The 22,987-nt window shown below is 49.9% G+C and carries 29 protein-coding genes, 2 tRNA genes and 1 pseudogene; 20 read left to right on the top strand and 12 right to left on the bottom strand.

Annotated features, from left to right (window positions below; all coding sequences use genetic code 11):
- Window positions 1-50 precede the first annotated feature (50 nt).
- A complete protein-coding gene (locus tag ACLGLO_RS02910; RefSeq protein ID WP_492128900.1) occupies window positions 51-941 on the top strand; it encodes a CBS domain-containing protein in 891 nt (296 codons plus the stop codon).
- 216 nt (window positions 942-1,157) lie between these two features.
- Here the strand turns inward: ACLGLO_RS02910 and ACLGLO_RS02915 are convergent, their stop codons facing one another.
- The 3 genes from ACLGLO_RS02915 to ACLGLO_RS02925 form a co-directional block, all read right to left on the bottom strand.
- Window positions 1,158-1,883, bottom strand: coding sequence for a proteasome assembly chaperone family protein (locus ACLGLO_RS02915; RefSeq protein WP_492128901.1), 726 nt, complete (start codon window positions 1,881-1,883; stop codon window positions 1,158-1,160).
- Window positions 1,849-2,394, bottom strand: a complete 546-nt coding sequence (locus ACLGLO_RS02920; RefSeq protein ID WP_492128902.1) for a PUA domain-containing protein — start codon at window positions 2,392-2,394, stop codon at window positions 1,849-1,851. Before ACLGLO_RS02920 ends, ACLGLO_RS02915 begins: the two co-directional genes overlap by 35 nt.
- Before the next feature lie 165 nt (window positions 2,395-2,559).
- A tRNA-Pro gene (locus ACLGLO_RS02925) sits at window positions 2,560-2,680 on the bottom strand.
- A gap of 124 nt (window positions 2,681-2,804) precedes the next feature.
- On the opposite strand from ACLGLO_RS02925, the gene ACLGLO_RS02930 reads away from it, so the two are divergent.
- Complete coding sequence (locus tag ACLGLO_RS02930) at window positions 2,805-3,515, top strand: helix-turn-helix domain-containing protein (protein ID WP_492128903.1); 711 nt, start codon at window positions 2,805-2,807, stop codon at window positions 3,513-3,515.
- A gap of 26 nt (window positions 3,516-3,541) precedes the next feature.
- Here the strand turns inward: ACLGLO_RS02930 and ACLGLO_RS02935 are convergent, their stop codons facing one another.
- The gene (locus ACLGLO_RS02935; protein WP_492129124.1) at window positions 3,542-3,907 is read right to left on the bottom strand and encodes a nascent polypeptide-associated complex protein; all 366 of its coding nucleotides are present in this window, start codon (window positions 3,905-3,907) and stop codon (window positions 3,542-3,544) included.
- Between the two features lie 123 nt (window positions 3,908-4,030).
- Between ACLGLO_RS02935 and ACLGLO_RS02940 the strand changes: the two genes are divergently transcribed.
- Window positions 4,031-5,293, top strand: a complete 1,263-nt coding sequence (locus ACLGLO_RS02940; protein ID WP_492128904.1) for an MBL fold metallo-hydrolase — start codon at window positions 4,031-4,033, stop codon at window positions 5,291-5,293.
- Here the strand turns inward: ACLGLO_RS02940 and ACLGLO_RS02945 are convergent.
- On the bottom strand, window positions 5,280-5,531 hold the full coding sequence (locus ACLGLO_RS02945; protein WP_492128905.1) for a hypothetical protein: 252 nt from the start codon (window positions 5,529-5,531) through the stop codon (window positions 5,280-5,282). The two genes, ACLGLO_RS02940 and ACLGLO_RS02945, sit on opposite strands and share 14 nt — an antisense overlap.
- A 98-nt stretch (window positions 5,532-5,629) precedes the next feature.
- Between ACLGLO_RS02945 and rpiA the strand changes: the two genes are divergently transcribed.
- The 5 genes from rpiA to ACLGLO_RS02970 all read left to right on the top strand — a co-directional run bounded on the left by rpiA (window position 5,630) and on the right by ACLGLO_RS02970 (window position 8,814).
- Complete coding sequence (gene rpiA, locus ACLGLO_RS02950) at window positions 5,630-6,331, top strand: ribose-5-phosphate isomerase RpiA (RefSeq protein ID WP_492128906.1); 702 nt, start codon at window positions 5,630-5,632, stop codon at window positions 6,329-6,331.
- The gene (locus ACLGLO_RS02955; protein ID WP_492128907.1) at window positions 6,297-6,755 is read left to right on the top strand and encodes a hypothetical protein; all 459 of its coding nucleotides are present in this window, start codon (window positions 6,297-6,299) and stop codon (window positions 6,753-6,755) included. Before rpiA ends, ACLGLO_RS02955 begins: the two co-directional genes overlap by 35 nt.
- On the top strand, window positions 6,721-7,059 hold the full coding sequence (locus ACLGLO_RS02960) for a hypothetical protein (protein WP_492128908.1): 339 nt from the start codon (window positions 6,721-6,723) through the stop codon (window positions 7,057-7,059). Before ACLGLO_RS02955 ends, ACLGLO_RS02960 begins: the two co-directional genes overlap by 35 nt.
- Window positions 7,046-7,780, top strand: a complete 735-nt coding sequence (locus tag ACLGLO_RS02965; RefSeq protein WP_492128909.1) for a phosphoglycerol geranylgeranyltransferase — start codon at window positions 7,046-7,048, stop codon at window positions 7,778-7,780. Before ACLGLO_RS02960 ends, ACLGLO_RS02965 begins: the two co-directional genes overlap by 14 nt.
- A 662-nt stretch (window positions 7,781-8,442) precedes the next feature.
- Window positions 8,443-8,814: a hypothetical protein gene (locus ACLGLO_RS02970; RefSeq protein ID WP_492128910.1), complete on the top strand. Its 372-nt coding sequence runs from the start codon at window positions 8,443-8,445 to the stop codon at window positions 8,812-8,814.
- Window positions 8,815-8,862: 48 nt separating this feature from the next.
- On the opposite strand, the gene ACLGLO_RS02975 is transcribed toward ACLGLO_RS02970, so the two are convergent.
- The 3 genes from ACLGLO_RS02975 to ACLGLO_RS02985 form a co-directional block, all read right to left on the bottom strand.
- Entirely contained in the window at window positions 8,863-9,123 is a 261-nt protein-coding gene (locus ACLGLO_RS02975) for a hypothetical protein (protein WP_492128911.1), read from the bottom strand.
- Window positions 9,124-9,372: 249 nt separating this feature from the next.
- Window positions 9,373-9,942 (bottom strand): stage II sporulation protein M, encoded by a 570-nt coding sequence (locus ACLGLO_RS02980; RefSeq protein WP_492128912.1) that lies wholly within the window; start codon window positions 9,940-9,942, stop codon window positions 9,373-9,375.
- Window positions 9,943-10,018: 76 nt separating this feature from the next.
- A complete protein-coding gene (locus ACLGLO_RS02985) occupies window positions 10,019-10,780 on the bottom strand; it encodes an RAD55 family ATPase (protein ID WP_492128913.1) in 762 nt (253 codons plus the stop codon).
- Window positions 10,781-10,881: 101 nt separating this feature from the next.
- On the opposite strand from ACLGLO_RS02985, the gene ACLGLO_RS02990 reads away from it, so the two are divergent.
- Both ACLGLO_RS02990 and ACLGLO_RS02995 read left to right on the top strand, forming a co-directional pair.
- Window positions 10,882-10,956, top strand: a tRNA-Val gene (locus tag ACLGLO_RS02990).
- Window positions 10,957-11,034: 78 nt separating this feature from the next.
- On the top strand, window positions 11,035-11,769 hold the full coding sequence (locus ACLGLO_RS02995) for a hypothetical protein (protein WP_492128914.1): 735 nt from the start codon (window positions 11,035-11,037) through the stop codon (window positions 11,767-11,769).
- 28 nt (window positions 11,770-11,797) lie between these two features.
- Here the strand turns inward: ACLGLO_RS02995 and ACLGLO_RS03000 are convergent, their stop codons facing one another.
- The 3 genes from ACLGLO_RS03000 to ACLGLO_RS03010 are packed head-to-tail and all read right to left on the bottom strand — an operon-like array spanning window position 11,798 to window position 14,540.
- Window positions 11,798-12,340 carry an ECF transporter S component gene (locus tag ACLGLO_RS03000; RefSeq protein WP_492128915.1) on the bottom strand — a complete coding sequence of 181 codons (543 nt, stop codon included), beginning with the start codon at window positions 12,338-12,340 and terminating at the stop codon, window positions 11,798-11,800.
- A gap of 59 nt (window positions 12,341-12,399) precedes the next feature.
- Window positions 12,400-13,110, bottom strand: a complete 711-nt coding sequence (locus tag ACLGLO_RS03005; RefSeq protein WP_492128916.1) for an energy-coupling factor transporter transmembrane component T — start codon at window positions 13,108-13,110, stop codon at window positions 12,400-12,402.
- Window positions 13,110-14,540, bottom strand: a complete 1,431-nt coding sequence (locus ACLGLO_RS03010) for an ABC transporter ATP-binding protein (protein ID WP_492128917.1) — start codon at window positions 14,538-14,540, stop codon at window positions 13,110-13,112. The genes ACLGLO_RS03005 and ACLGLO_RS03010 overlap by 1 nt, the downstream gene beginning before the upstream one ends.
- Window positions 14,541-14,764: 224 nt before the next feature.
- On the opposite strand from ACLGLO_RS03010, the gene ACLGLO_RS03015 reads away from it, so the two are divergent.
- Both ACLGLO_RS03015 and ACLGLO_RS03020 read left to right on the top strand, forming a co-directional pair.
- Entirely contained in the window at window positions 14,765-15,058 is a 294-nt protein-coding gene (locus ACLGLO_RS03015; protein ID WP_492128918.1) for a hypothetical protein, read from the top strand.
- A 165-nt stretch (window positions 15,059-15,223) separates the two neighbouring features.
- On the top strand, window positions 15,224-16,411 hold the full coding sequence (locus ACLGLO_RS03020) for an RNA-guided endonuclease TnpB family protein (RefSeq protein ID WP_492128919.1): 1,188 nt from the start codon (window positions 15,224-15,226) through the stop codon (window positions 16,409-16,411).
- Window positions 16,412-16,525: 114 nt separating this feature from the next.
- Here ACLGLO_RS03020 and ACLGLO_RS03025 read toward each other — a convergent pair whose 3' ends face one another.
- Window positions 16,526-16,981: an archaellin/type IV pilin N-terminal domain-containing protein gene (locus tag ACLGLO_RS03025; protein WP_492128920.1), complete on the bottom strand. Its 456-nt coding sequence runs from the start codon at window positions 16,979-16,981 to the stop codon at window positions 16,526-16,528.
- 209 nt (window positions 16,982-17,190) lie between these two features.
- Here ACLGLO_RS03025 and ACLGLO_RS03030 point away from each other — a divergent pair.
- From ACLGLO_RS03030 to ACLGLO_RS03065, 8 genes and pseudogenes are all read left to right on the top strand, one after another.
- Window positions 17,191-17,349: pseudogene (locus ACLGLO_RS03030) on the top strand (helix-turn-helix domain-containing protein); the annotation flags it as partial.
- 484 nt (window positions 17,350-17,833) lie between these two features.
- Entirely contained in the window at window positions 17,834-18,463 is a 630-nt protein-coding gene (locus tag ACLGLO_RS03035) for a UbiX family flavin prenyltransferase (protein WP_492128921.1), read from the top strand.
- A gap of 151 nt (window positions 18,464-18,614) precedes the next feature.
- Entirely contained in the window at window positions 18,615-19,343 is a 729-nt protein-coding gene (locus ACLGLO_RS03040; RefSeq protein ID WP_492128922.1) for an ABC transporter ATP-binding protein, read from the top strand.
- A gap of 5 nt (window positions 19,344-19,348) precedes the next feature.
- Window positions 19,349-20,596, top strand: a complete 1,248-nt coding sequence (locus ACLGLO_RS03045; protein WP_492128923.1) for an ABC transporter permease — start codon at window positions 19,349-19,351, stop codon at window positions 20,594-20,596.
- A gap of 100 nt (window positions 20,597-20,696) precedes the next feature.
- The gene (locus ACLGLO_RS03050) at window positions 20,697-21,146 is read left to right on the top strand and encodes a hypothetical protein (protein ID WP_492128924.1); all 450 of its coding nucleotides are present in this window, start codon (window positions 20,697-20,699) and stop codon (window positions 21,144-21,146) included.
- 16 nt (window positions 21,147-21,162) lie between these two features.
- On the top strand, window positions 21,163-21,657 hold the full coding sequence (locus ACLGLO_RS03055) for a biotin/lipoyl-containing protein (protein ID WP_492128925.1): 495 nt from the start codon (window positions 21,163-21,165) through the stop codon (window positions 21,655-21,657).
- A gap of 17 nt (window positions 21,658-21,674) precedes the next feature.
- Window positions 21,675-21,800, top strand: a complete 126-nt coding sequence (locus tag ACLGLO_RS03060) for a hypothetical protein (protein ID WP_492128926.1) — start codon at window positions 21,675-21,677, stop codon at window positions 21,798-21,800.
- Window positions 21,800-22,984, top strand: a complete 1,185-nt coding sequence (locus tag ACLGLO_RS03065; RefSeq protein ID WP_492129125.1) for a sodium ion-translocating decarboxylase subunit beta — start codon at window positions 21,800-21,802, stop codon at window positions 22,982-22,984. Before ACLGLO_RS03060 ends, ACLGLO_RS03065 begins: the two co-directional genes overlap by 1 nt.
- The last annotated feature ends 3 nt before the right edge of the window (window positions 22,985-22,987 follow it).

Consider the following 22,987-nt stretch of genomic DNA (forward strand, 5'->3'; position numbering starts at 1 on the left):
TTGCCAAAGAATATTAAAATATAACAACCTGCTCGCGAGGAACAGAAAAAATGTACATGTACGAGCTCACCCAGACCCAGAGAGAAGTGCTCATGGCACTCATCACCCTGTATGAAAAGAACAAGAGGCTCGTGAAGAGCATAGAAATTGCCGAAATGATCGGGAAGGACGAGGGCACTGTGAGAAACGTTATATCCAGCCTCAGAAGCCTCGGCCTTCTCGAGAGCAAGACCGGCCCAATGGGAGGGTATGTCCCCACGCTGAAGGCCAGAGAGCTCATCAAGAGCACGGGCATTGCTTCGTACGGCTCTCTGAAGATAAAGAAGGAGGGAAGAGAAACCAACATAACAGCCTTCTCTGTTGAAATTCTGGATATACTCAATCCGGCAGGAGGCAGGGCAATCATCAAGGCTAGCGGCAATTTCGATGAGATAAAAGAAGGAGAGACCATAAGGATAGGACCGACCAGCTACAACAGGATACTCATTGACGGGGAAGTGCAGCATATAGACAGGGCAATGGGTCAGATAGCCATTCTCATAAAGAGGCTGGTGAGCATACCGAAGGAGAGCGTAGGAGATGTAGCAACCAAAAACCTCATAACGCTTTCCCCGCAGATGTCCCTCAAGGAAGCAGCAGGACTGCTCTTCAAAGAGAAGATCAGGGGGGCTCCAGTGATCGAAGGTGAGAGGATAGTCGGGATCATCACCACCACGGACATAGCGAAGGCCTTCAGCGAAGGCAACATGAAGGCCAAGGTCGAGGACTACATGAGGAAGCACGTGGTGACCATCAGGGAGGACGAGGACATAATGGATGCAGTGAGGCTCATGGAGCTCCACGGAGTTGGAAGGCTCATCGTCGTCAATGCTGTGGGAGAGCCGAGGGGGATAGTCACCAGAACAGATATTCTGAAGAGGATAAGCGCAATAACTGCGTAATCACCTGCTGAAAGCGATCCAGCAAACTTCAGGTTTTTACCTTTCGTTTAAGATTCTTGCAACCGAAATTCTCGCCCTTCCTGAGAGGAGAAGCGGCCGGAGATTCTACGCTAAATGTTTTTCATCGTCAGCCGCAGGCCTCTCTTCATCGCGCACAGCGCTCCATAGGCATAAGCCAGGCCCGGGTTCTTTCATCACGGAAAAGAACGAAAGCTGTTACATATAGGGCTCTCTTCCACCCGGCTTTCTCAGCGACAGCTCCTCCAGGCGCCTCAGCTCTTCCTGTATCCTCATCCCCTCCTCGATAAGCTTGTCGGTTGGAACGCTCGTGCCAAGTATCCTATTCAGCTCCTCCACTGCAACTGCTGCTGCAGCTGGGTCAGGAGTCTCAGCAGATGCATAGGGGAGTAGCGCCAGAGCCGGAACGCCCATCAGCTCCGAATACATCAGCTGAAGGGCAAGAGGGCCTACAACGAGCAGCCCCCTTTCCAGCATTGGCTCGCTTGGAACTGGACCTCTGTAAGCCCTGTTCTTGAGCCACCTCATCCTGTCCTCATCTCTCTCCTTGAACCTCTGATCCAGCCCTCCCACCAACAGCAGTGGAGATAGCTTCTTTTTAGCAACAAGCCTCGTCAGCTCATAGACATACTCATTCCTGATCCTCTCATCGGGAAGCTCCCTCGAAACGAGAGCAACTAACTTATGTTCGTGGCTCACGTAAATTTCAAAGGGATAGACGAGATCTTCTCCCTCTCTGTACACATATTCTGGATGGTATTTCGTGACTATTATGCCGGCCTTCTCCATATTGAGGTTGCTGACGAAGTGGAGGACAGTGATTATCCCGACCGCCCCGAAGCCCTTGAACCCCGATAAGACCCTGTACCCCTGTTTCAGAGCTCTGCTGCTAGACAGGTAAATGCTTACTCTCCTGTAGCTCACTTCTGCTCCTCCTCACAAGTGCTACCTTTCCTTTGGTGAGCCTTTTTATCTCTTCGGCACTCATTAAAGCTTTTCCCAGAGCCAGAAGCTCACCGCGCTCATCCACGATGAAGACCTCGTCTCCTGGCCTTATATCTTCTGTAGCTTCCAGAACAGCCGGCCTCAGCAGCACCTTCTTAGTATATTTCTCAAAAATGTCCCTTTTCGCAAATATCCTCATCTTCCCTGATGGGATCCTTGGGAATATGATTTCCGCCGCCTCCCAGCTCAGTGTGAATAAGCCAGTTGTCGGATTGTGGAACAGAACGGGGGATCCCCCCAAGATCACCTCTCTTATGATGCCGCTCGAATACCTCCTCACCCTCAGCTCTTCCTTCCTTTCAAAGAAAGCTCCAGCGGCTTCCCGGCCAAATTGATAATAGAGCACTCCGTAGATCTGGGCGATTTCCTGCTTGCTCGCCCTGTAGGATGAGCTGAGAGAGACTGCCATTTTTATGACCACTGCGTACATTCACTGCACTGCTTTCTTTGCTCAATGTCTAATAAATGATTCCTGAATATACTAAGGTCTATAAACCACCCCTCACCGGATGAAATCGAGGCAGGTGTAGCATCATGGGATGCAAGGGAAAGAAGAAGGAGAAGAAGGAAGAGAAGAAATAATATTTTGAGAAAGTGGGCCCGGGGGGATTTGAACCCCCGACCACGAGGACTTTCGCTACAAGGTCCCGAGTCGAGCGGCCTCCCGATTCGGGAAGAGCCGTACCTCGCATCCTGCCAGGCTAGACTACGGGCCCCGAAAATCGATTATTGTCAGAGAATTAATTAATGTTTTTCCTTCCAAAATTCGATAATAGTCGAAATGCATATTATTTCTCCTATGAAAAATAATTCAAGAGTTCAGTGCATCGGTGTCATTGCATGGCCTCCGAGGTAGTGGTGGAGAGGATAGCAAAGGAGATAGCTGGGGACATAGTTTGGAGCGACTCCCCCGGAAAGTCCATGAGAAAGTGGAGAGAGATATTCGGCGCTACCCAGCTCGTGCTTTCGAAGAGAATGGGGATCTCCTCCAGCGTCTTGAGCGACTATGAGAAGGGGAGGAGGACTCCGGGAAGCGGATTCGTGAGGAAATTCGTCAGGACCCTGATTGAAATCGATAGGGAGAGGGGATATTCTGTGGTGAAGGAGCTTGCCAGAGGGCAAAAGCTTCCACCCTCAGCCCTTCTCGATATGAGGGAGTTCCCCCAAAAAGTGTTGCTGAGGGAAATTGTGGAGGCAGTGAAGGGAGTTGTTCTTTACGGGAATGAAAAGCTCGATAAGCAGATCTATGGGTACACAGTGCTGGACAGCATCGCTGCCATAGAGAGCATGACAGGACAGGAATTCCTGAGCATAATGGGACTGACAACCGAGAGAGCTCTGGTATTCACGAATGTTGGGACGGGGAGATCTCCAATGGTTGCTGTCAGGGTGTCCTTCTTGAAGCCCGGCGCCGTCGTAATCCACGGCCCAAAAGCCGTTGATCCCCTTGCCATAAAGCTGGCGGAAAGCGACGGAATCCCTCTCATCCTTTCTCAGGCCCCAGACGTGCAGACGCTCCTGAACAGTCTGAGAGGGCTCCTCAGAAAGTGATGAGAGAAAAATCGATCGCCGGCTCCTCATTTCCTGCTCTGGAGGAGCATTATAGCCTGTGCTATGTCGCCATTTGTAGCTTCGAGAGCCCTCCTCGCTTCTTCGAGGCTTACCCCTGCTTCACTTGCAACTAGCTGTACATCTTCATCCGGTATCCGGGGACCCTGCGGTTGCTTCTGCTCCTTCTTCACCTCCTTGACCTGTCCATATATATACAGCACCGTTTCCCCCTTCATCTTCAACAGTGTAATTACTGGATCTTCAACAACTATATTGCTCTCCCCCTCCCTCTCTATCAGAACCCTTTCTGCATCGTTTATTTCCTCGATATCTGCTGAAATTCCCATCCTCTTAAGCATCCGCTTCATTTCCGCGGGATTCATTCTGAACATGATAAGCCTCAACCTCCAGCATATTATTGTTAAACCGACAAATATAAAATGTCTTTAAAGCTAAAATAGGGAAAAATCTTTGTATATCTTCAGAGATTTTTTGCATGAGGAGAAGGAACAACGATGAAACTGAAAATTCTTGGGAGCGGAAGAGAAGTCGGCAGGGCCGCAATTGCTGTCGAATACGACGGCAGGGCAGTGCTGCTGGACTATGGTGTTAACTTTGATGAGAACGACAACCCAGTGATGCCGCTCAGCTACCCTCCAAACAGGCTGGATGCCCTGGTGCTCAGCCATGTGCACCTGGACCACATCGGAGCAGCACCGCTGCTGTACTCATCAGTTCAGCCCAGGGCCTTTTCTACCAGGCTGACGAGGCATCTATCCAGACTCATGCTCGAGGACTTTCTGAAGCTCTCCGGGTACTATCTCGATTTCGAGATAAACGAAGTGAATAGGTTGCTGTCTCAGATCGAGGATGTGAAGCATGGAGATAGGGTCAAGGCGGGAGAGTTCGAGATAGAATTCTTCCACAGCGGACACATACCCGGAAGCGTAGCTACGAGGGTCGTTACCCCAGACGGCAGCATTCTCTACACCTCGGACATCAATACCATAACTACCAAGCTTGTTTCTGGTGCTCGGCTGGAAGGGGTTGAAGCCGAGACCGTAGTAATAGAGAGCACCTATGGAAACGCAGATCACCCCAGGAGGGAAGACGTGGAAAAGAGGTTCATCGACTCTGTGAAGGAAGTGCTATCTTCCGGGGGCACGGTGCTTGTTCCCGTGTTCAGCGTGGGAAGAGGTCAGGAGGTTATGGCAATACTTGAGGAGAATGAGATATCTCCGGTCTATGTTGATGGGATGGTAAGGAGTGCTACGGAGATGATGCTCGAAAACGGCGAGTTCCTGAAGGATCCCTCCCTCCTCAGGAGGGCGAGGGAGAACCAAACATTCCTCGGAAGCTGGCAGGACAGGAGATATGCGTGGAAGAGAGGCGGAGTGATCGTTTCCAGCTCTGGGATGCTCAAAGGAGGCCCCTCAAGGTACTTCCTGAGGAAGATACATGATAACCCCAGAAACGCCGTCTTTCTAGTGAGCTATCAGGGAAGAGGGACTCCTGGCAGGATGCTCATTGAGAAGGGTATGTTCGAAGAAGGAGCACCCCAGGTCAGGGCAAGGGTTGAGTGGATGGATTTTTCCAGTCATGCTGGAAGGAGCGGGCTGATAGAGGTGCTGAAGATGGTGAAGGGAGTCGAGAGAGTAGTACTGGTTCACGGAGAGGAATCCGTGCAGAGGGAATTCGCCTCGACAATCAAAGAAACGATGGGGATAGAGCCCCTGATCCCCTCGACCGGAGAAACACTGGAGATCAAATCTCCTTAACGGAAGGGCAGCCCAGCCTAGTTGCCAGCTCTGTGGCGACCTTCTTCAGATCTTCTATGCTTCCAGCGCCCGTATTTTCCCTCTTCAAAACGAGAGTGTAGAGTGTTCTCTTCGTTCTGAGCTTGAGCTTGACCTCTTCTTTGCCTACTTTCAACCTGCACTCCTGTATCTGCGCACCTATTTCCCTAACTTTCTTCTCTGCCTCGTCTACATTTGAGAACAGTATTTCATGCGGCAAAATCTTCACCCTCGATTGAGCTTCGATGCTTGAACCGAATCATTTAAGGAAATATACCAGAGGATATTATAACTTTTCCTCGGTGGAGGTTCAACATCTTGGAAACGGATGTTGGGAAGATGAGAGCAGCTGAAGCTGCACTGAAGCTGGAGGAATTCGAGAAGGCGGAGGTCGTAGGCATAGGAACCGGAAGGACTGTAGCCCACCTGATATCTGCTATTCCGGAGGAGGATTTAAAGCGGAAGAAGTTCGCAGCCTCCAGCATTGAGACCGCTCTGCTCCTGAAAAAGAGGGGTGCAACGGTTCTCGATGCATCTGCCCTGGATGAGGTGGACATCTACATAGACGGAGCAGACGCCGTGGATCCCGAGGGAAACTTGGTGAAGGGAGGAGGGGCTGCGCTGTTCAGGGAAAAAGTTCTCGCCTCAATGAGCAACTTCTTCGCCGTTATAGTGGATGAAGGAAAGCTTGTCAGCGATCTGAGGAGCAGGCCGATACCCATAGAGGTGAACCCCTTCGCCCTATCTTATGTTCTGAGGAGGCTTAGGGAGAAGGGCATAGACGCATCCGTCAGGGAGTCGGGAGGGGGGAAGTACGGACCCGTGGTGAGCGACAGCTCTGGAATAATCGTTGACCTGAAGCCCTGGTCATGGAAGGGAAAAATCGAAGAGCTGGAATCCGAGCTGAAGAAGATAGCAGGCATCATTGAGACTGGGCTGTTTATAGGGATGGCCGACTTGATAATTGTGGGGGGAGAAAGTTCAGTTGTCACAAAGCAAGGGAGAAAGTCAGTGCTCTGACCTCTCTGAGGGTTTGAGCACGAAGAGCAGAGAAAAGGCGGAGAAGGCGGCGAGAGAGGGGAGGATCGTTTTGATATCGGAGGATCCGGAGATAGCGGTTTTCCTCGGAAAGGATGAAGATTACATCTCCATTCCCCCCATATATTGCAGCTGCAAGGATTTTTCCCTGAACGTGATTATAAGGAGGAGGAGAGCTTCCTGCTACCACCTCCTTTCCGCATGCATTTCCAGAGAAAGGGGAACGATGAGAAAGTATATAGTGAGAGATCCTCTTGAGCTCGCAACGGTCCTCAGGGAGGTCCTGATTGGGGGGAGGGCTGAGACAGTTAGAAAATCGATATATACGAGGGAGAGTTCTAAGGAATTAAAGAACAGGGGAGATGCTTTCCTTGGGGAGAAGAAAGAAGAAGAGAATTCAACCTAAGAGAATAGTGAGGAAGATACCAAAGGTCTTCGTTTGCCCGCACTGCAGCAAACAGTCTCTCAGAGTAACTGTAAGCTCTAAGCCGGGGGACGAGCAGGCTTCCGCTGAGGCAGTCTGCGGAGAGTGCGGATTCTGCGCCAGATTCAGAGTTCCCAAGCTCTTTCAGCCTGTTGATGCCTATGCTAAACTGATAGACATATACAACTCGTTCCAGGGGAACATCGAGGAGGAAATAAAGGCGGGAAAGTGCATTGGAGAGCTGGATGGAAGCCGGGAGGTAGCTCGAGAGAATGAAAGTCAGTGAATACCTCAGAGAGAGGAGAAAAGAGGGGGCTCTGCACTTCGCGCTGATAGATCCTCACAAGACGGGAGCCGGTGAAGCAGGAAGCATAGCTGCAGAGCTCAAGAGGATGGGAACCGATGCCTTCCTTGTTGGGGGCAGCATTGGAGTGGAGCCAAGGGAAGCGGAAGAAGTAGTGCGGGAGCTTCGCCGCTCGGGCCTTCCAGTGATAATATTTCCTGGCGATGTGAACAACGTAGTCAGGGGAGCAGATGCAATACTTTTCATGAGCCTTCTGAACAGCGACAGCGTGTACCACATCATCGGCGCCCAGGTTCAGGGGGCGCTCCTAGTCAGAAAGTTTCAGCTGGAACCGCTTCCTACAGGATACCTGATAATAGGATATGGAGGAGCGGCGGGATACATTGGAAAAGCGAGGCCAATACCCTTCGACCAGCCCTATATAGCAGCTGCTTACGCGATGGCAGCGGAGATGCTCGGGATGAGATATATATATCTCGAAGCCGGCTCAGGCAGCCCGCAGCACGTTCCTCCGGAAATTGTGAGGGTTGTTAAACGGAGCCTCAACGAGGCTTTTCTGATTGTAGGAGGTGGGGTAAGGAGCGGAGAAGCTGCTAAGGAGCTTGTGGAAGCTGGTGCAGACGCCATAGTTACTGGTAACATTCTCGAAAAAAGCATAGATGCTGCTGAGGAAATAATTAAGAGCATCAAAGGAAGAAGATAAGGCTTCCTCAAAAACTGCTCTCAATAGAGAAAAACCAGCAAATGGGAGGCAGAGAGCAATTGCATATGTTTCCTGTTTTCAAGGAAAAGAGAGCGTCTGGAAAAAAACTGTTATTTTTAATTGGGCTATATAGAGTGCGGAAAATCCAGCTCACTGCTTCTTCTGTTCCTTCTTCTCCTTCTTCTTCCCCTTCTCTGCCATTTTCTTCCTTCACCTAGAGATTGCATGTTTATCTTCTATTTAAGGAGAAGCCAGATATATGAAATAATCCCCGAACAAAAAACTGATTAGATTTAAAAATAGCTATATTCATGTTGAGGCAGGTAATACCAAAAACTTATTTACCTTTATGCATTTTCTGCTGTTTCAAAGTCTGGTATTATTTAAAAACAGGAAGGCGCTGCTCTCTGTTAATGAAAAGAGAAAAGAGATATGTTGAACTAGATGGTTAGAGTTTTTCCACTAATAGAATCGAACGGAATCAACTCTCGAACCTAAGCATGTGAAGCCTGCGGTTCTTAACAGATGATGGGGGCCAGCTAGCTTCCCAAGAGAGCCTTTATAACCACCTAAAGCTTCTCTGCTCAAGTCATGAGCCGCCAGCTTTAAGGGGTAGAGATATCAAAATCTTATGAAAATAGCATATATAGTTGGGATGCGGATTGAGCGGAAGGATTGCCCATATGCTCAGCAAGGAAGGGAGGAGGAAAATCATCGAGGTCCTTGTGAGTGAGAGGGGGGAGAGAGAAGTGGCCGAGCTGTTGGATGTTTCAAAAGCTGCTCTGAGCAAGTTTCTGAGCGGCAAGACGCACCCGAGAGACGCCCTCATAGAGAAGGCCATAGAGATCGCGGAAGGCGAGGAAAGGGAAAAAATCATATTGATAATTGCTGAGGACCTCGCCTCATTCGCCGAGGAATTTTCTCACCTGATAAGGGAAAGTGCTGGAAAAGCCAAGAATGCAGAAATACTCCGCGTAGCTCTCAAGGAAATGGAAGAGGCCACTGCAGAGCTCAAGAAAATCTTGGAAGAATAAAAAAGTCACAGCTTCTTGGAGAAAAAACCTCTGCTGTAAAGCCTTCTTCTACTTTTCGCTCCTTTTGAGCTCTTCTATCCTTGCTTCTACCTGCTTTTTGAAGTCCTCTAAATAATTCTTAAAGTCTTCGAGGTATTTCAGCTCAGAGCTTCTGTCAATCCATGGAGGAGGTGCATAGGTGCCAGGAGCGGGGGTTCCCAGGTACCACCAGCACCATCCTCTGCCGTACTTCCACCCAGGCCTCTCCCAGGGCGGCAGGTAGCTCCAAGGTCCTTTTCCAGGGTAGGGTCCTCTTCCCCACCATCCCATATCCGATCACCATTTTGAAATATAGTTCAAAATAATTAATAAACTTTTTGCCAAAAAGCCCCCATGAAAATGCAGGAGTCTAACCTTTTGAAACTGATTTTCTCTGGCTGCAATCTCTTTAAACAAAAACCTTTCCCTTTCAAAACTTTTGCAGATGTCCAAACACTCCTATATGTAAATAGTCTCTTAACAGCAGATGCTGTGGAGCAGTGAACCAAAATATCTGGGACCAGGAAGATAGTAAAAAGCTTAGAGGGACAAAACGAGAGGTGAAATAAATACTTCTATGAAAGCAGCAACGGCCAGCAGTGCAGCTGTTGTGATGATGTATAAGGGCATCTTCAGGACAATGGATAGTAGATCCCCGTTTTTCCTGAGAATTGCCTTCCAAAAGGATATTCCCAGAAGGGTGCCGAAGGAAGCCGATATGAAGAAAGCTGTGAGCTCGAAAATACCGTGAGGCACCATGGCTAGAACCGCCAGAGGTAGGCTTATCCCCCTTGCTTCAGCGAAAGCCAGCACCACTCCGGCGACAGCCCCGTTCAAAAATACAATCACCGAGGGAAGAACGACCGTTATTCCCAAAATATACATCAGCAGAGCTACAGTGAAGTTGTTTAAGAATACGAGAAAGACTGATCTCAGGGAGAACGGCGTGAAATTTATCGTCCTGACCTTGTTTCCAAAGGAGCTCATCACTTCCTGCGCTATGCCCGATGGAGCGATCTCAGCCGCCGCAAAACCAAGGATGCCTCCCAGCAGGAAAATCGCGAACATCAGAAGGGCTAGTTTTTTAATCCTCATTTTCATCCTCTCCATTATCCGCCTAAATCCTTCGGCATCGCTACCTCACCATTTGTGCCTCCGCAGGGTCTTCGAATATATGCCTCGGTGCTCACCCGCCCTGCTGAGCGCCCTTTCCTGTTATAGCGTCCATTATAGCTTTCAGCTCTTGAGGGGTGTAGAACTGCAGAGCGTAGTTCTTTCCAATTTTGAATGGATACCAGTTCGTGTCGTGGCGCATTCCCCTCATTTTCTTGATCCTTATCCTTCTTATCAGCAGGCCAACCGATTCAAGGTTTGGCTCGTATCCAAGCTCTACATATCCATCCGACAGGTACTCAAGGGCCCAGAGAATTTCTTGGAGGCTTTCGGGGCCCGTGTGTATCGTGAGGATGCTCAGTGTTCTTGTGTATTCAGCTATCTGCTTCAGACCTTTTATGAATTCTATCACGCTCCCCGGATCCGTTCCTATCATCATCTCTGTTATGCTGTCTATGACGAGTATCTTCCGTCCGGGCATCTGTGAAAGCTTCGAGTAAATAGCGAATAGGGAGTCCGATGGACTGTCGAGGTTTATCTTCTCATGCTGAGAGCTCTGCCTGATCCCAGTTATGCTCAGGGAAAAGCCATCGAGCAATACTATGTTTTCCTTATATTCTTTCAGATTCATTTTTTCCAGAAAATCTTCAACATCCTTGGTGCTGGAATCCACGGAGACGTAGAGAACGGGCGTAGTCTTTACATGGTCCGCAAGCAGGCGCTTCACAAAAACGCTTTTTCCAACTCCTGGGGGCCCAGCTAATATGTAGATCCCATCGGGAAGAGAGCCCTCTACAAGTTGTGAGACCAATGGAAAGAAAATCTCATCGCTCAATTTTATTACCATGATGATTATAGCAATCAACAAGTAATTAGGATTGCGGTTCATACCATGAAAAGCTTAATAATCTTCCCACCCTTCCCAATAATTCCTGTGGGCCCGTCGTCTAGCCTGGTTAGGACGCCGCCCTTACAAGGCGGAGGCCCTGGGTTCGATTCCCAGCGGGCCCACTTTAATGCATAGATCAGCTCAATTGGCTTCCACTATCTTTATATCATCGCAAGACTGTAATAATGTAGGGTAGAATTATGACAGATTATCCTCCCCCACCCTCCATGATCGTCATCGCCCTCACCCTTACAGCATTCTTCATCCCCCTGTTTTCGGGCTATCTCAGCTTCTCTCCTTCTTCCACAATAGTTCTGGACGAGCGGTACCAGTACACCCCAGTGCTGAGGTTCTCAACAAACTACAACATATCTGCCCAGTATGACTATCCAATAGGCTCCAAGATAAGGATACAGACAAAGTGGACGATGCCCGGATACCCGGAAGCAGGGTGGTACGATGCTGGCTATACAGAAATAACTCTCGACTATGGAATTGGGATACCTGACTACATCAGCGGCCCGCGGATTACAGAAGTGCAGTTCCAATTCAAATACCAGCACTCGTATATCGTTGGAAGCGGCCCTGGAGTTATAGAGGCGGTATACGCAGTTGACACCTCCACAGACCCCGGTGATGATAGATATTTGAGTTACAGCTGGGACGGCCAGCCGGTGAGCGGAGTAGTATATAGCGACACACTGCAAAATCATGGAAGTATATATCCGATTAAGGGAGGCAGCACGTATGTCTTCAGTGTATATGTAGCACTCCCCAGAGCAAACATCTCGCTGGGAGTCACATTGCCTCCTTCCCCTCAAGGCACTCTGGCCATAAAAGCAGGTTCCTGGTACCCAGGCTACAAAGCCAGAACAGTAAGCCTAGGCGATGGCAGATACTTGGACTCGAGGTCCTTCTGGGTCAGTTCCTCTTGAACAAAATTTTTAAAAATCGAAACTACTTTCATCTCCTTATGCTTTTAGCTACGTATGCGGCAACGAACCCATAAACCGCCCCGCTGAGCATCGCAGCTAAAGCCCAAAGCGTCATCTCGAACATGCTTCCTATTGTACCGAAGAGGAGTGCATCCAGTGCTACTGCGACAGGCCCAGCCGCGAGGCCCGAGATTGAGCCCGTCAAGAGATCCCACTTCCTGTATCTGAAGGCGAAGTAGACGAGCTCAGAGGCTGCCCCCTGCAGGACTCCATATATTACGTTCGTTATGCCTCCAGCTGGAGCTATGAGGGTTTCAACGAACGCTCCCAAAGTCTCTCCCAGGAAGGCTGAGAGAGGCTTCCTTATCATGGTAGCAGCTAGTGGGGCAGCAATGAACCACAAGCCGTAGGAGGCCAGCCTGGCCCCAACTGGACCTCCTACCGCTTCAACCGCATAGTAGAGGGACCATGCCGATGAAAACACTATCCCCGTGACTACGCCTACCAGTGCCAGGACAGCCAGATCTATCCCGTTGTATCTCCTCGTTGCTTTCCTCTTTTCTTCAGCCATCTTCCCACCACTACTTCTAGTGATTCTATAACATGGATATAAATTTTATGATAACCAATTTATAATAAATAGGCAGCCGAAAACCACTCTGCAGCCGCCAGCACAAGCAGCGCAACATCATATGTGCTGAGGGGCTCTCTTCTCCCAGCCTTCCTCAGCCTCACTCCCCTCAGCTCAGCTGAGATGCCGCTCCAGATGGCGCGCTCGTAGCCTACATTCATGATGGAGAAGAGGACTTCCTTCAGGACTGCAGGGTTCAGTACATTTGAACCGACACCCCTCTCCTTTCTTGCTATTATGAGCTCTCCGTAGTCTCTCGAGATCAGCGGAAAGAGCCGGAACGAGTGGGAAATGGAAAAGGCCATCCATGAGGGCATCCTGAGATCTCTCTCCAGTGACTTCACCAGCTCTCTGGATCCGCCGCTCATGCCCAGCATGAAGAGAGTTGAGCCTATAATGAGGAGGAACCTGAGGTTCAGGACGGCGAAGGACTGAAAAGCGCCGCTCTTTATTGTGAGGGCTCCGAAGCTCAGTATAACATAGCCTGTGTTGTGGAAGTAGATCCCGTTCAGAGCAGCACCCCACCCGTTCAGCAGAAGTATCGCGAGGACGAGCTTCATTGGAAGAGATTTCCTTCCCAAGGAGAATCCTAAGAGAGCGTTGAGAGAAGCTGGAAGGAGAAGCGATCTCGAAGAGTCGAATACGAATGCCATCGCTGAGACGATGACTGCATAGATGAAGAGGAAGGAGGGCTTCGGCTTTCCCTTCATTATGCAGCACCTGCCACTTCTTCCAGCTCTCGAGCTTTCTCCGAGGGATCCACTTCTTCCAGCTTCCTGTCCTTCAGGGCATATGCTCTGTCGGCTATCTCAGCCAAGACCCTGGGGTCATGCGTGGATATGAGGAAGGAGACCCCCCTCTCCTTCATGGAAGCTATTCTCCTGAAGAGCCCTCGAAGGAGGAACTTGTCTAGCCCAACTGTTGGCTCATCGAAAAGGATGACTGGAGGGTCGTAGCTCCAAGCTATTACAGTGGAGAGCCACCTCCTCTGTCCTAGGCTTAGGGCGTATGGAGACAGATCCTTCATGCCGCTATAGAAGCCCAGCAGCTCTGCTATTTCCTCCTCCCTTTTGCCAGTGGACTTTGAGAGCAGTTTTACCTCTTCTGAAAGCGTGTTCTTGATGAACAGGTATTCGGGAACCTGGGGGACGTAGAAAGGCCTCCTCTTCCCACCGTAAAACTTCAACTCTCCCTCGCACTTTTTATGAAAGCCGGCAATCGACTTCAGGAGCGTGGTTTTTCCTGAACCATTGGGCCCCACTAGGGCAACTGCCTCCCCCTTCCTCACTTCAAGGTCGGCGCTTTCTATCACAGGGCTTCTTTCATCATACCAGCACCTCAGCCCATTCGCTTCAAGCACCTTCTCCGTCGATGCAGCGGGAGCCCTCTTCCTCCCGGCAGCCGGGGAGGAATCCACTCCGAAGGCCTCCAGCTTTTCTATCAGCGAATTAGATAATCGAACGCTCCCGAAGCTTTCGGAGCCACCGTCGCCTCGAAGAACAAGAACTTCGCTCGAGAGATCGAGGAAGTACTTCGCTTTGTGCTCCACAACTATCACCGCCTTTCCGCTCTCGAGCTGTTCTCTGATGAATGACTTCAGCTCCCTTATCCCCCATGGATCAAGTGAAGCAGTAGGCTCATCGAAGAGGAGGACTGGGGGATCGTGAGCCACAGCTGAAGCCAGAGAGAGGCGCCTCTTTTCCCCTCCTGAGAGGTTCTCAACGTGCTCCAGCTTCTTTTCCTTCAGGCCAAAGCGCTCGAGGAGAGATTCTGTCCTGGCTGCGGCTTCGCTCTCTTCGTAGCCGAAGTTTTCCAGCGTGAACATCACTTCGTCGAATGGGGTCGGCATGAGGAGCTGCCTGTCCGGGTCCTGCAGGACGAAGCCGTACAGCCTCCCAGCACTCGAAACGGGATCTTCCGCCTCCAGAATATTCCTATCATTGAAGGTAACTTTTCCCTTCACATATCCTTTTAGCAGGGTTGAGAGGATCCCCGTCATTGCGAAAAGGACCGTCGTCTTTCCCGAACCAGACCGCCCTCCAATCAGAACGAGCTCTCCCTCTTTAGCTGTGAAATTCAAATTCCTCAAGATATCTCTGCCTTCGCCGTATCCAGCAGATTCGATGAGCACTGAAAGCATTCCGGATCCGAGTTATAATCACTTTATAAATGCGTTAATAAATTATCAATAACCGAAGTAACATTAGCTGTCAGAGGAGGATGCAGATCAGCATTGCTGCTCAAAGGTCTAGGCGCACCTCCAAAACAGCTTCATGAAAGCGTCGAATATGGAGAAAGCAATTAAAGGCTTAGAAAGCTTTATAATGCATCGATATATGCTTCTTTGAAAAATCCGGTGAGAATATGAATCTCGGTGAAGTTCTCAATAAAGCAAAAGAGCAGTACAACAGATTCCGCGCGCCAGAAGCAAAGCTGGAAATACTGGAAATCAACGAAGAGAAAAAGGAGGCGCTAATAAAGATAGAAGGGAGCTTCTGCTGGACCTGCGGAGTCGATGATTGGATAGACGACTTCAGGTTCGTTCTCGAGGACCTAAACGTGAAAGCTCAAATTGAAAGCTATAGGATAGATTTGGAGAGAGAAGCGGCTATTGCTAAATTGAGGTTGGATATTCCCAGGAAAGCATCTCAATCATGAAGAAGAACCTCAGGAAGCGGTTCCCAAACCTCTGAGAGATCTCAAGCATTATATATATCAATGTGTCAGAGGATCATTATTACAACAGAAAGCCTCGCCTTTTATGGCTGGGATGGAAAGTTTATGAATTTCTATGAGTATATCGAAGTACCGAGTCGAGCGAGCATGTCGGGCAGTGAGGGATTCCTAACCCTCTCGGTGAGGATGAGGGTTAGCCCCGAGCCCGAAGCAATTGAGTTGCTAAAAAGGTACAGGGATGCTCTCAATTATGCCATAAAATGGGTTGTTGAGAATGCTGTTAAGACTGAGAAAGGGTATAGAGTTCCCTCAATATCGAAGACACATGAAGCTCTTTATGATAAGCTGAAAGCTTATGGGCTCCCATCGAGAATAGCTTTAGATTGTTATAGAGAAGCACATTCAATAGCAAAGTCCTATCTAGGCAACGGTGCTAACGGAAGGATCCCCAAGGTTAAGACATTGAGGATGTGGCTGACTCCAAACCTAAGCTACAGGATAAGGAAATGTTACGTAGAGGTCCTCGGAGGCTATGAATTGAAGGTTATAGGCTGGGATAGGAGGTATGATGCATTTGAGAGCAGAGAAGCGAGGCTTGTTTACAGAAATGATAAAATGTTCTTAATGATAAGTAAGAGAATTCCCATGCCCGAGACAGCCAAGCCTAAAGGAATCATAGCTGTAGATATCAACGAGAAGCACATCTACTATGGAAATAGATTGAATGTCGATAGAGTTGCAACGCCTATCGATAGAGCAGTCCACTACAGGAAGTTAGCTGAAAATCTCCAGAGGAAATACTCCTCAGCAAAGAATAAAGCTTGGCTAAGGAGGAAAGGCATTCTGGGCAGGATAAGGTATTTCCAAAGGGAGTCATGGAGCATCATCGAGGACTGGGCAAAGAAGGCTTCTCTAGAGATTGTTAGAAGAGCTGAGCAGAACAGCTATGCTGTTGCCAGAGAAGACTTGAACGGACTGATAGAATCCTTGAGGAAGCTGCCTAAAGACCACAAGATTAGGATGATGATGCTGTCCTACAGAAGATTGGATTATTGGATAGACTGGCAGGCGCAGAAGCATGGAGTTGGAGCAATCATTGTAGACCCAGCATACACATCTTCTGAATGTCCAATTTGCGGTTCAAGAATGGTTGAATCTGGCTACAGAAAAATGAAGTGCTCAGCATGTGGATTTGAAGCTGATAGAGATGTAGTAGCAGTTTTGAATATTGAAAAGAAAGCCCTAATAGAGATGGGGGGATCTCTGGCCACCCCGACTGCCCCGCAGGTGACAGATGTAGACCCGAACAGATGCGGGGAACCTGCGAGCCCCTGAAGGGAACCTTTGCTCTTCAGGGCGAAGAGGAGGTCAGCAAGGCATCCGCTGAAAGAAAGCTATAAAGAAATAGCTAGAGAGATAGGAATAAAAATTGATTAGGATTGAAGAGGCTCAAGAATGAGCTGTAACAGAGATGACTGCGCTGGCTCCGCTCGGCGCCACTATTTTTATGTTATAAACCTGTCCTGCTTGTACAGATTGTCCATTATTGGAAGTGAGTAAAGCAGAAACCTCCCGCACCTGTCCCGGCTGTAGGGAGACAGACCCTGTCGTTCCAGAGGCAACCAGCGCACCGGTCTGGTTGTAGACATACACGTTGAAGTTTCCATTAATTGCGCTCCCGCCGACATTCCTCACGTATGCAGTAACTGTCGTGGTGCTGAGATCAGCAGCGTCAATTGATATTGCTGATGCCACGTTCCCGCTGTTGTATTGAGTCGCTGAAGAAGAGAGGCTGTTGACCCACACGTACAGGACTGCCGCCGCCGCTATTGCTATCAGTATGAGTAAGAGAGTCGCAACTATCGGGGAAACCCCCCTCTTGAACAGCTTCCTCTTAGCTCCCAACTAAACCACCATACTGACAATTAGAGTTTTACTACTGATTACAAAATAAATGTGATCCTTAAAAAACAGCAAGTTTTAGGAGGAGAAAATAATACGATCCCACTCGTTTTATTCTCACCGGCCTTCTTCCCACCCTAAAGAGGAGAGGCCTTTCCCAATTTTTCGATAAATTTAATTACTTCTAAATGCTAGTAAATACTTGATGCAGCATGGTAGAGAAGCTCTACAAGCTTAGCGAGTTCGCTAATTTGATGGGTGTTGCTCGTATCACGGTTATTAAGTGGATTAAGCAGGGAAAAATCAGAGCAATTAACATCCACGGCAGATGGTACATCCCAGAATCAGAATATGAAAGGCTTGTCAGAGGAGCGTAGAAAGAGAAAGAGCTGGAGGCAGTTGAGCAAGCAAATGAAAGCTGGAGATGGACTTGATAGAGACTTAATTGGAGCCATAAACATCGGGCTCAAATGCCTGAACTCAAATGGGAGGGTTGTGGCGTTGGGCTCGACGGAGCCCCATGGGGTGCGGTTGAAGCTTATGAACCCGCACCAAGGGCTAACCCCGCTCACGGAATTAAAAATGTCTAGAAATACCTAAAAGTATTGTGAGCGGGGAAACGCTTTCGGCTTTAATAGTAAAGTTTATGTTTGAATTAGCTATAAAAAAGGAAATCAGCTCGAAGGGTTGCAAAACGAGCGAAACTCTGGAGCCGTGTTTCATGTTTCCTTGATGATTTTCACTCAAACTCAAAAATGCCCTCCCATTGGAAGCATATTACCTTTATACCTTCAAAATATTATACTCGTTAAATCACCAAATGATCAACAACATGCGAATGTGAAAGGTGTCTTTATGAAGAAGAACTCCATAACTGTGGCCGTTACGGGCGCCAGCGGAGTAGTCTACGGCTTGAGAACTATAGAAGAGCTGCTCTTAAGGAATGTGAAGGTCACTGCTGTCTACACTAGGGGAGCTGAGCAGGTTTCCAAGCACGAGCTCGGCTTCGATATAGGGGAGTGGTTCAAGAAGAAAACGGGGAGCGGAATGCTGGAAGTCTACTACGAAGATCGGCTCGACGCTCCCATCTCGAGCTCAAGCAGCTCCGATGATGCAGTTGTCGTCGCACCCTGCAGCATGAAGACTCTCTCTCAGATAGCTTACGGGATCTCCGAAAACCTCGTTGTAAGAGCTTCCCTCAACGCCCTTCGCCTCAGAAGGCCCCTCGTTCTGGTTCCTCGGGAGACGCCCCTGGGCCGTGTTGAGCTCTTAGCGATGCTGAAGGCTCACGAGGCCGGCGCCGTAATACTCCCGGCGATGCCGGCCTTCTACACAAAACCCAAAACTGTGGAAGACATGGTCAACTTCATAGTTGGGAAGATCCTCGATGTCCTCGGGATAGAGCATGCGCTCTATGAAAGGTGGAAAGGCGTTGATGAGCTGAGCAAGCTCCGAGGCACAGATGAGGAGACTCCACCGAGCTGAAGCGTTTTAACCCCCTGTATCGAATATTATTACCGCCCCGCTGAGAGAGAGCTCCGCGTAGGCCCGAGTTAAGCGGGACTGTGATGCGGAGTGTTGTCAGCGGGGCAAAAGCTGAGCTCTGCAAGCCTAAAGACGAAGGCTGGTGCGCGAATTGAGCGGCAAAGAAGCGCTGGTTTTCAGCAACGTTAGGAAGGCCTTTTCGGGGAGAGTTGCGGTCGACGGCATAAGCTTCCACGTAAAAGAGGGGGAAATAGTCGGTCTCCTGGGGCCCAACGGCTCGGGGAAGACGACCAGTTTGAGGATCGCCGCCGGCCTGCTCAAACCAGATAGCGGCTCTGTTCTGGTTTTTGGGGAGGAAGCTGGCAGCGAAAGGGCGAGGAGGCTTGTCAGCTACCTCCCGGAAGATGTGGGGATTTACGATAGGCTTACCGGATATGAAAACCTCCTCTTCTATGCTATGATATTCTTCGACAGGGAGAGAGCGGAGGAAGTTGCGAAGAGGGGGTCTGAGCTAACCGGCCTCGGCGAGGAGCTGCGCAGGCCAGCAGGAGTCATGAGCAGAGGAATGAAGAGAAGGATAGCTCTTGCCAGAACGTTGATGCTGGGGACCCCCCTAGTCCTCCTCGATGAGCCGACAAGCGGTCTGGATGTCTTCTCTTCTCTTGAGGTCAGAAGGGCAATAAAGGAGCACGCCAAACAGACGGGAGCTTCGGTGCTAATGAGTAGCCATAATATGCTGGAGGTTGAGAGGCTTTGCGACAGGGTAATACTGATCCACAGGGGGAAGATAATCGAGGAGGGGTCCCCCAGAGAGATCGCAGAGAGATATGGAGCAGGGGACCTAGAGGAGGCCTTCGTGAAAGCCCTGGAAAGGAGGTGAAGCATGTGGAGACATATGCAGTTCTCTGGAAGGAAATGAAGGATCTGCTCAGGGACAGGAGAACCCTGATCGCTGTAGTAGTCCTCCCCCTCCTCTCTCTGCCTCTGCTGGGTGCCATCACCCTTGCTATATACAGGACGCAGCCGATAGCCTTCGGGGTGGTGAACCTGGACAACAGCACCATTTCGAAAGAGGCCGAGCAAATGCTGCTCCAGTACATCGAGATGTCAGCGGGATCAAGTGGACAGAAGGCGAGCTTCTACAGCTTCTCATCGCTTCCTGAAGCGCTGAGGAGCCAGAAACTTGACTACGTCATATTAATCCCTGAAAGCTTTGGCTTGAACTTGAGCAATATATCCAGAGCAGCATTTCTTGAAGGCTACAAGAGGGCCGATACTGCCAGAGCAGATGCGGCTGAGAGCATATTCAGCAGCGCTGTCAGCTACCTCTCCTCTTCCTTCTCTCAGCAGAGGGTCGAAGCCCTTTTGAAGTATTCCAACATATCGGCAACTTCTTCTGACATCCTCCAGCCTGTGAGGATCCTGCAGAGCTCATATGTGACGGGGGGAGCTCCGGCGCCTCCGACAGCAGAAGAGCTCACATATACTGCGAGGATGCTGGCCTTCGCCCTGTTTTTCGTCACGACCCCAGCGGTGAGCTACATGGTTGACAGCATAATGGGGGAGAAGGAGAGGAAAACCCTGGAATCGCTCCTTTCCCTCCCCATAAAGAGGAGGTCCCTTCTGGGGGGAAAGATACTGGCCAGCAGTGTAGTGGGAATGATGGCTGGTCTGGCCGACATCATTGGAGTCATCGTGTACTTCTACCTTCTGTCTGAGGCATATGGAGGAGGCGGCTTTTTCATAGACGCTGGCCTCGTGCTTGTTCACAGCCTCGATGTTGCTGCAACGGCCTTCGCCACATGCGCGATAGTTTCCCCCTTCGTAGTTAGCGCGAGGAGCTCTCGAGGAGCTAACGCGACTGCCGCTGCAGTAACGGGGATAGCAATGGTCATATTCTTCCTAGCTCTTCTTGCAGATGTCAGCAGGCTGCCATCATATGCCTACCTTCCGCTTTTGGCCGTACCTTATATGAACAGCGTACTCGTTCTCATGAGCTACGTTCAGGGATCCCTCACTTCTCTGATTTTTCACGCTTCCTTGTTGCTTGGCGAGACTGCCCTCTTCTACATGATAGCGTTCAGGCTCTTCAAGCCGGAGCTCCTGCTCATGCCACCCTCTTTCGAGGAGTGAGCAGATTTTTCAAAAATATTTTCCTCAAAAAAATAGCAAAAACCTTTATAATCCTCGTCTATTGTTAGAAAACTATAATGGCAATATAGCGGTGAATCCGATGCTCAATCTGGAAGCTGTTATGCTGAGCTTAGCCGCAGCAGACACCGTGCCATCGACATCGAACTTAATCAGCTACATATTGCTCTTCCTGATAATAGGGGCATTTTTTGCTGTTTTCAGAGTTATAGTAGCCCCAAGGAAAGGACAGAAAGCCCTGGAAGCACCAGCGCCTTCACCCCCGCAGATCTCGGCAGCTCCTGCACCAGCAGCTCTGATAAGCACAGAGCTGATAGCGGCTGCTGTTGCTGCTGCGCACTCTTATCTCAAGATCAAGAAAATTGCGGCAGCCGCTGCAGCTGCCCACTCTTATCTCAAGATGAAGGGAACCGCATATCCATCCCAGCCTCAGGCACCCAAATTGCTCCAGAGTGCTTGGGTGCTGAGCGAGAGGATGAACCCCTCCTTCGGGGAGGATCCCTACTTTAGGGAAAAGAAAGCTCTCAGATAGCCGAGGTGAAATGCAGGTGAGCGAATACAAAGTTCGGGTTAACAACAAGGAATACTTGGTCAAGATAGTCGGTGATAGAGGAAATGTGATAGACGTCGAGGTGGAAGGAACGAGATTGAGTGTTAGCTTTGAGGAAGCCCCATCCACCACGAGAACTGAAGCCCCTGCCAGAGAAGCTGCAGCACCGGTTCCGCAGATCCAGCAGAAGCCGGAATTGCCAGCTCCCTCAGCAGTTCAAACAGCAGTAGCGCCGCAGCCGGTGCAGGCGCAGCCGGTTCCTCAGCCGTCGGCGGTTGGAGGAGCAGCCGTGACCAGCAAGGTTCCTGGAAAGGTCAAGGAAGTGAAGGTTTCAGAAGGACAGCAGGTGAGCTCAGGCCAGCCCGTCGTCATAATAGAGTCGATGAAGATGGACATCGAGATAAGGGCCAACAAAACCGGCACAGTTAAGGCTGTGTATGTGAAGCCAGGCCAGTTCGTCCAGAAGGATGCACCCCTCATCCTCATTGAGTAGGTAGGAGGAATGACCGCATGAACCTCTGGCTAGTCGCTGCCCTGATCTACCTCGCCCTCTTTGTCATATCAATAACAATAGCATTCATCATAGACACCATTAGGGTCTTCCTGACGAGAATAATGAACAGGAGGAAGAAGTGATGGTAGCCATCGACTTTTCTCAGGCCATCCCCCTTCTCTCCCTCCCAACGGGGGAGCTACTCGTAAGACTATTCCTGATAATAGGAGGAATCCTCGTTATATACGGAGGGATCAAGGAGATACTGGAGCCCCTCATCATGATACCGTTCGGCCTAGGAGTCGCCGCTGCTAATGCTGCCTACTTGGCTCTGAGGATCAATGGAGTTGCGCTGATAAACCCCCATGTCTCGTGGAACCTGACAGGCTATGACTGGATCTCGTACTTCTGGCTGCAACCCATCTACAACTTCACATTCATGACTGGTTTGATAGCAGCCCTCGTATTCATGGGAATAGGAGTGCTGACAGACATATCTTTCCTCCTGGCCAGGCCGTATGTGAGCATGATACTGGCTGCCTTTGCCGAACTGGGAACAGTCTTCACATTCCCCCTTGGCACCTACTTGGGCCTCACCACCAAGCAGGCGGCTTCCGTTGCTCTCATAGGAGGCGCAGATGGCCCGATCGTCCTGTTCTCTTCGATAGCCATGGCGCCGGAGCTGTTCATTCCAATAACAGTAGTTGGGTACCTCTACCTCAGCCTGCTCTACCTCTATCATGAGAGGCTCGCCGAAGTAGTCGTCCCGAAGTCCATGGCTTCGAAGATAATGCCTCCCTCGTCAGTGCAGGTTGGGAGAGCGGAGAAAATAGCGTTCGCTATAATAGTTCCAGTGCTGCTGAGCGCCATATTCCCATCGGCCTCGCCGCTGCTCCTGGCGTTCTTCATCGGAGTCCTGATAAGGGAGGTGGGAAACGAAAGGTATGTCAAGATGCTGGATGAAGTCATACTCAGCGTTTCGACTTTCTTCCTAGCTCTAGTGCTGGGAGTCTCAACTACAGCAGATGTGGTGATGGATCCTGTCGTTGGGAAGATCCTGCTGCTCGGAATCACAGCCCTCTTCCTGTCGAGCCTCGGTGGAATGATCGGAGGAATAATACTGAGCTATTTCAGCAAAGGGAAGCTCAATCCGCTGCTGGGAGTTGCCGCAGTCTCATGCGTTCCCACAACAGCAAAGCTGGCGCAGAAATTGGCGTTTAAGCTGAACTCCGACAACTACATGATAATGGAGCTGATGGGGCCGAACGTCGCTGGAGTCATAACGACAGCGATAGTTGCAGCTCTGTACCTCTCGGCCCTCATGTGATTT

Source organism: Fervidicoccus sp. SLHALR4 (assembly GCF_058692745.1).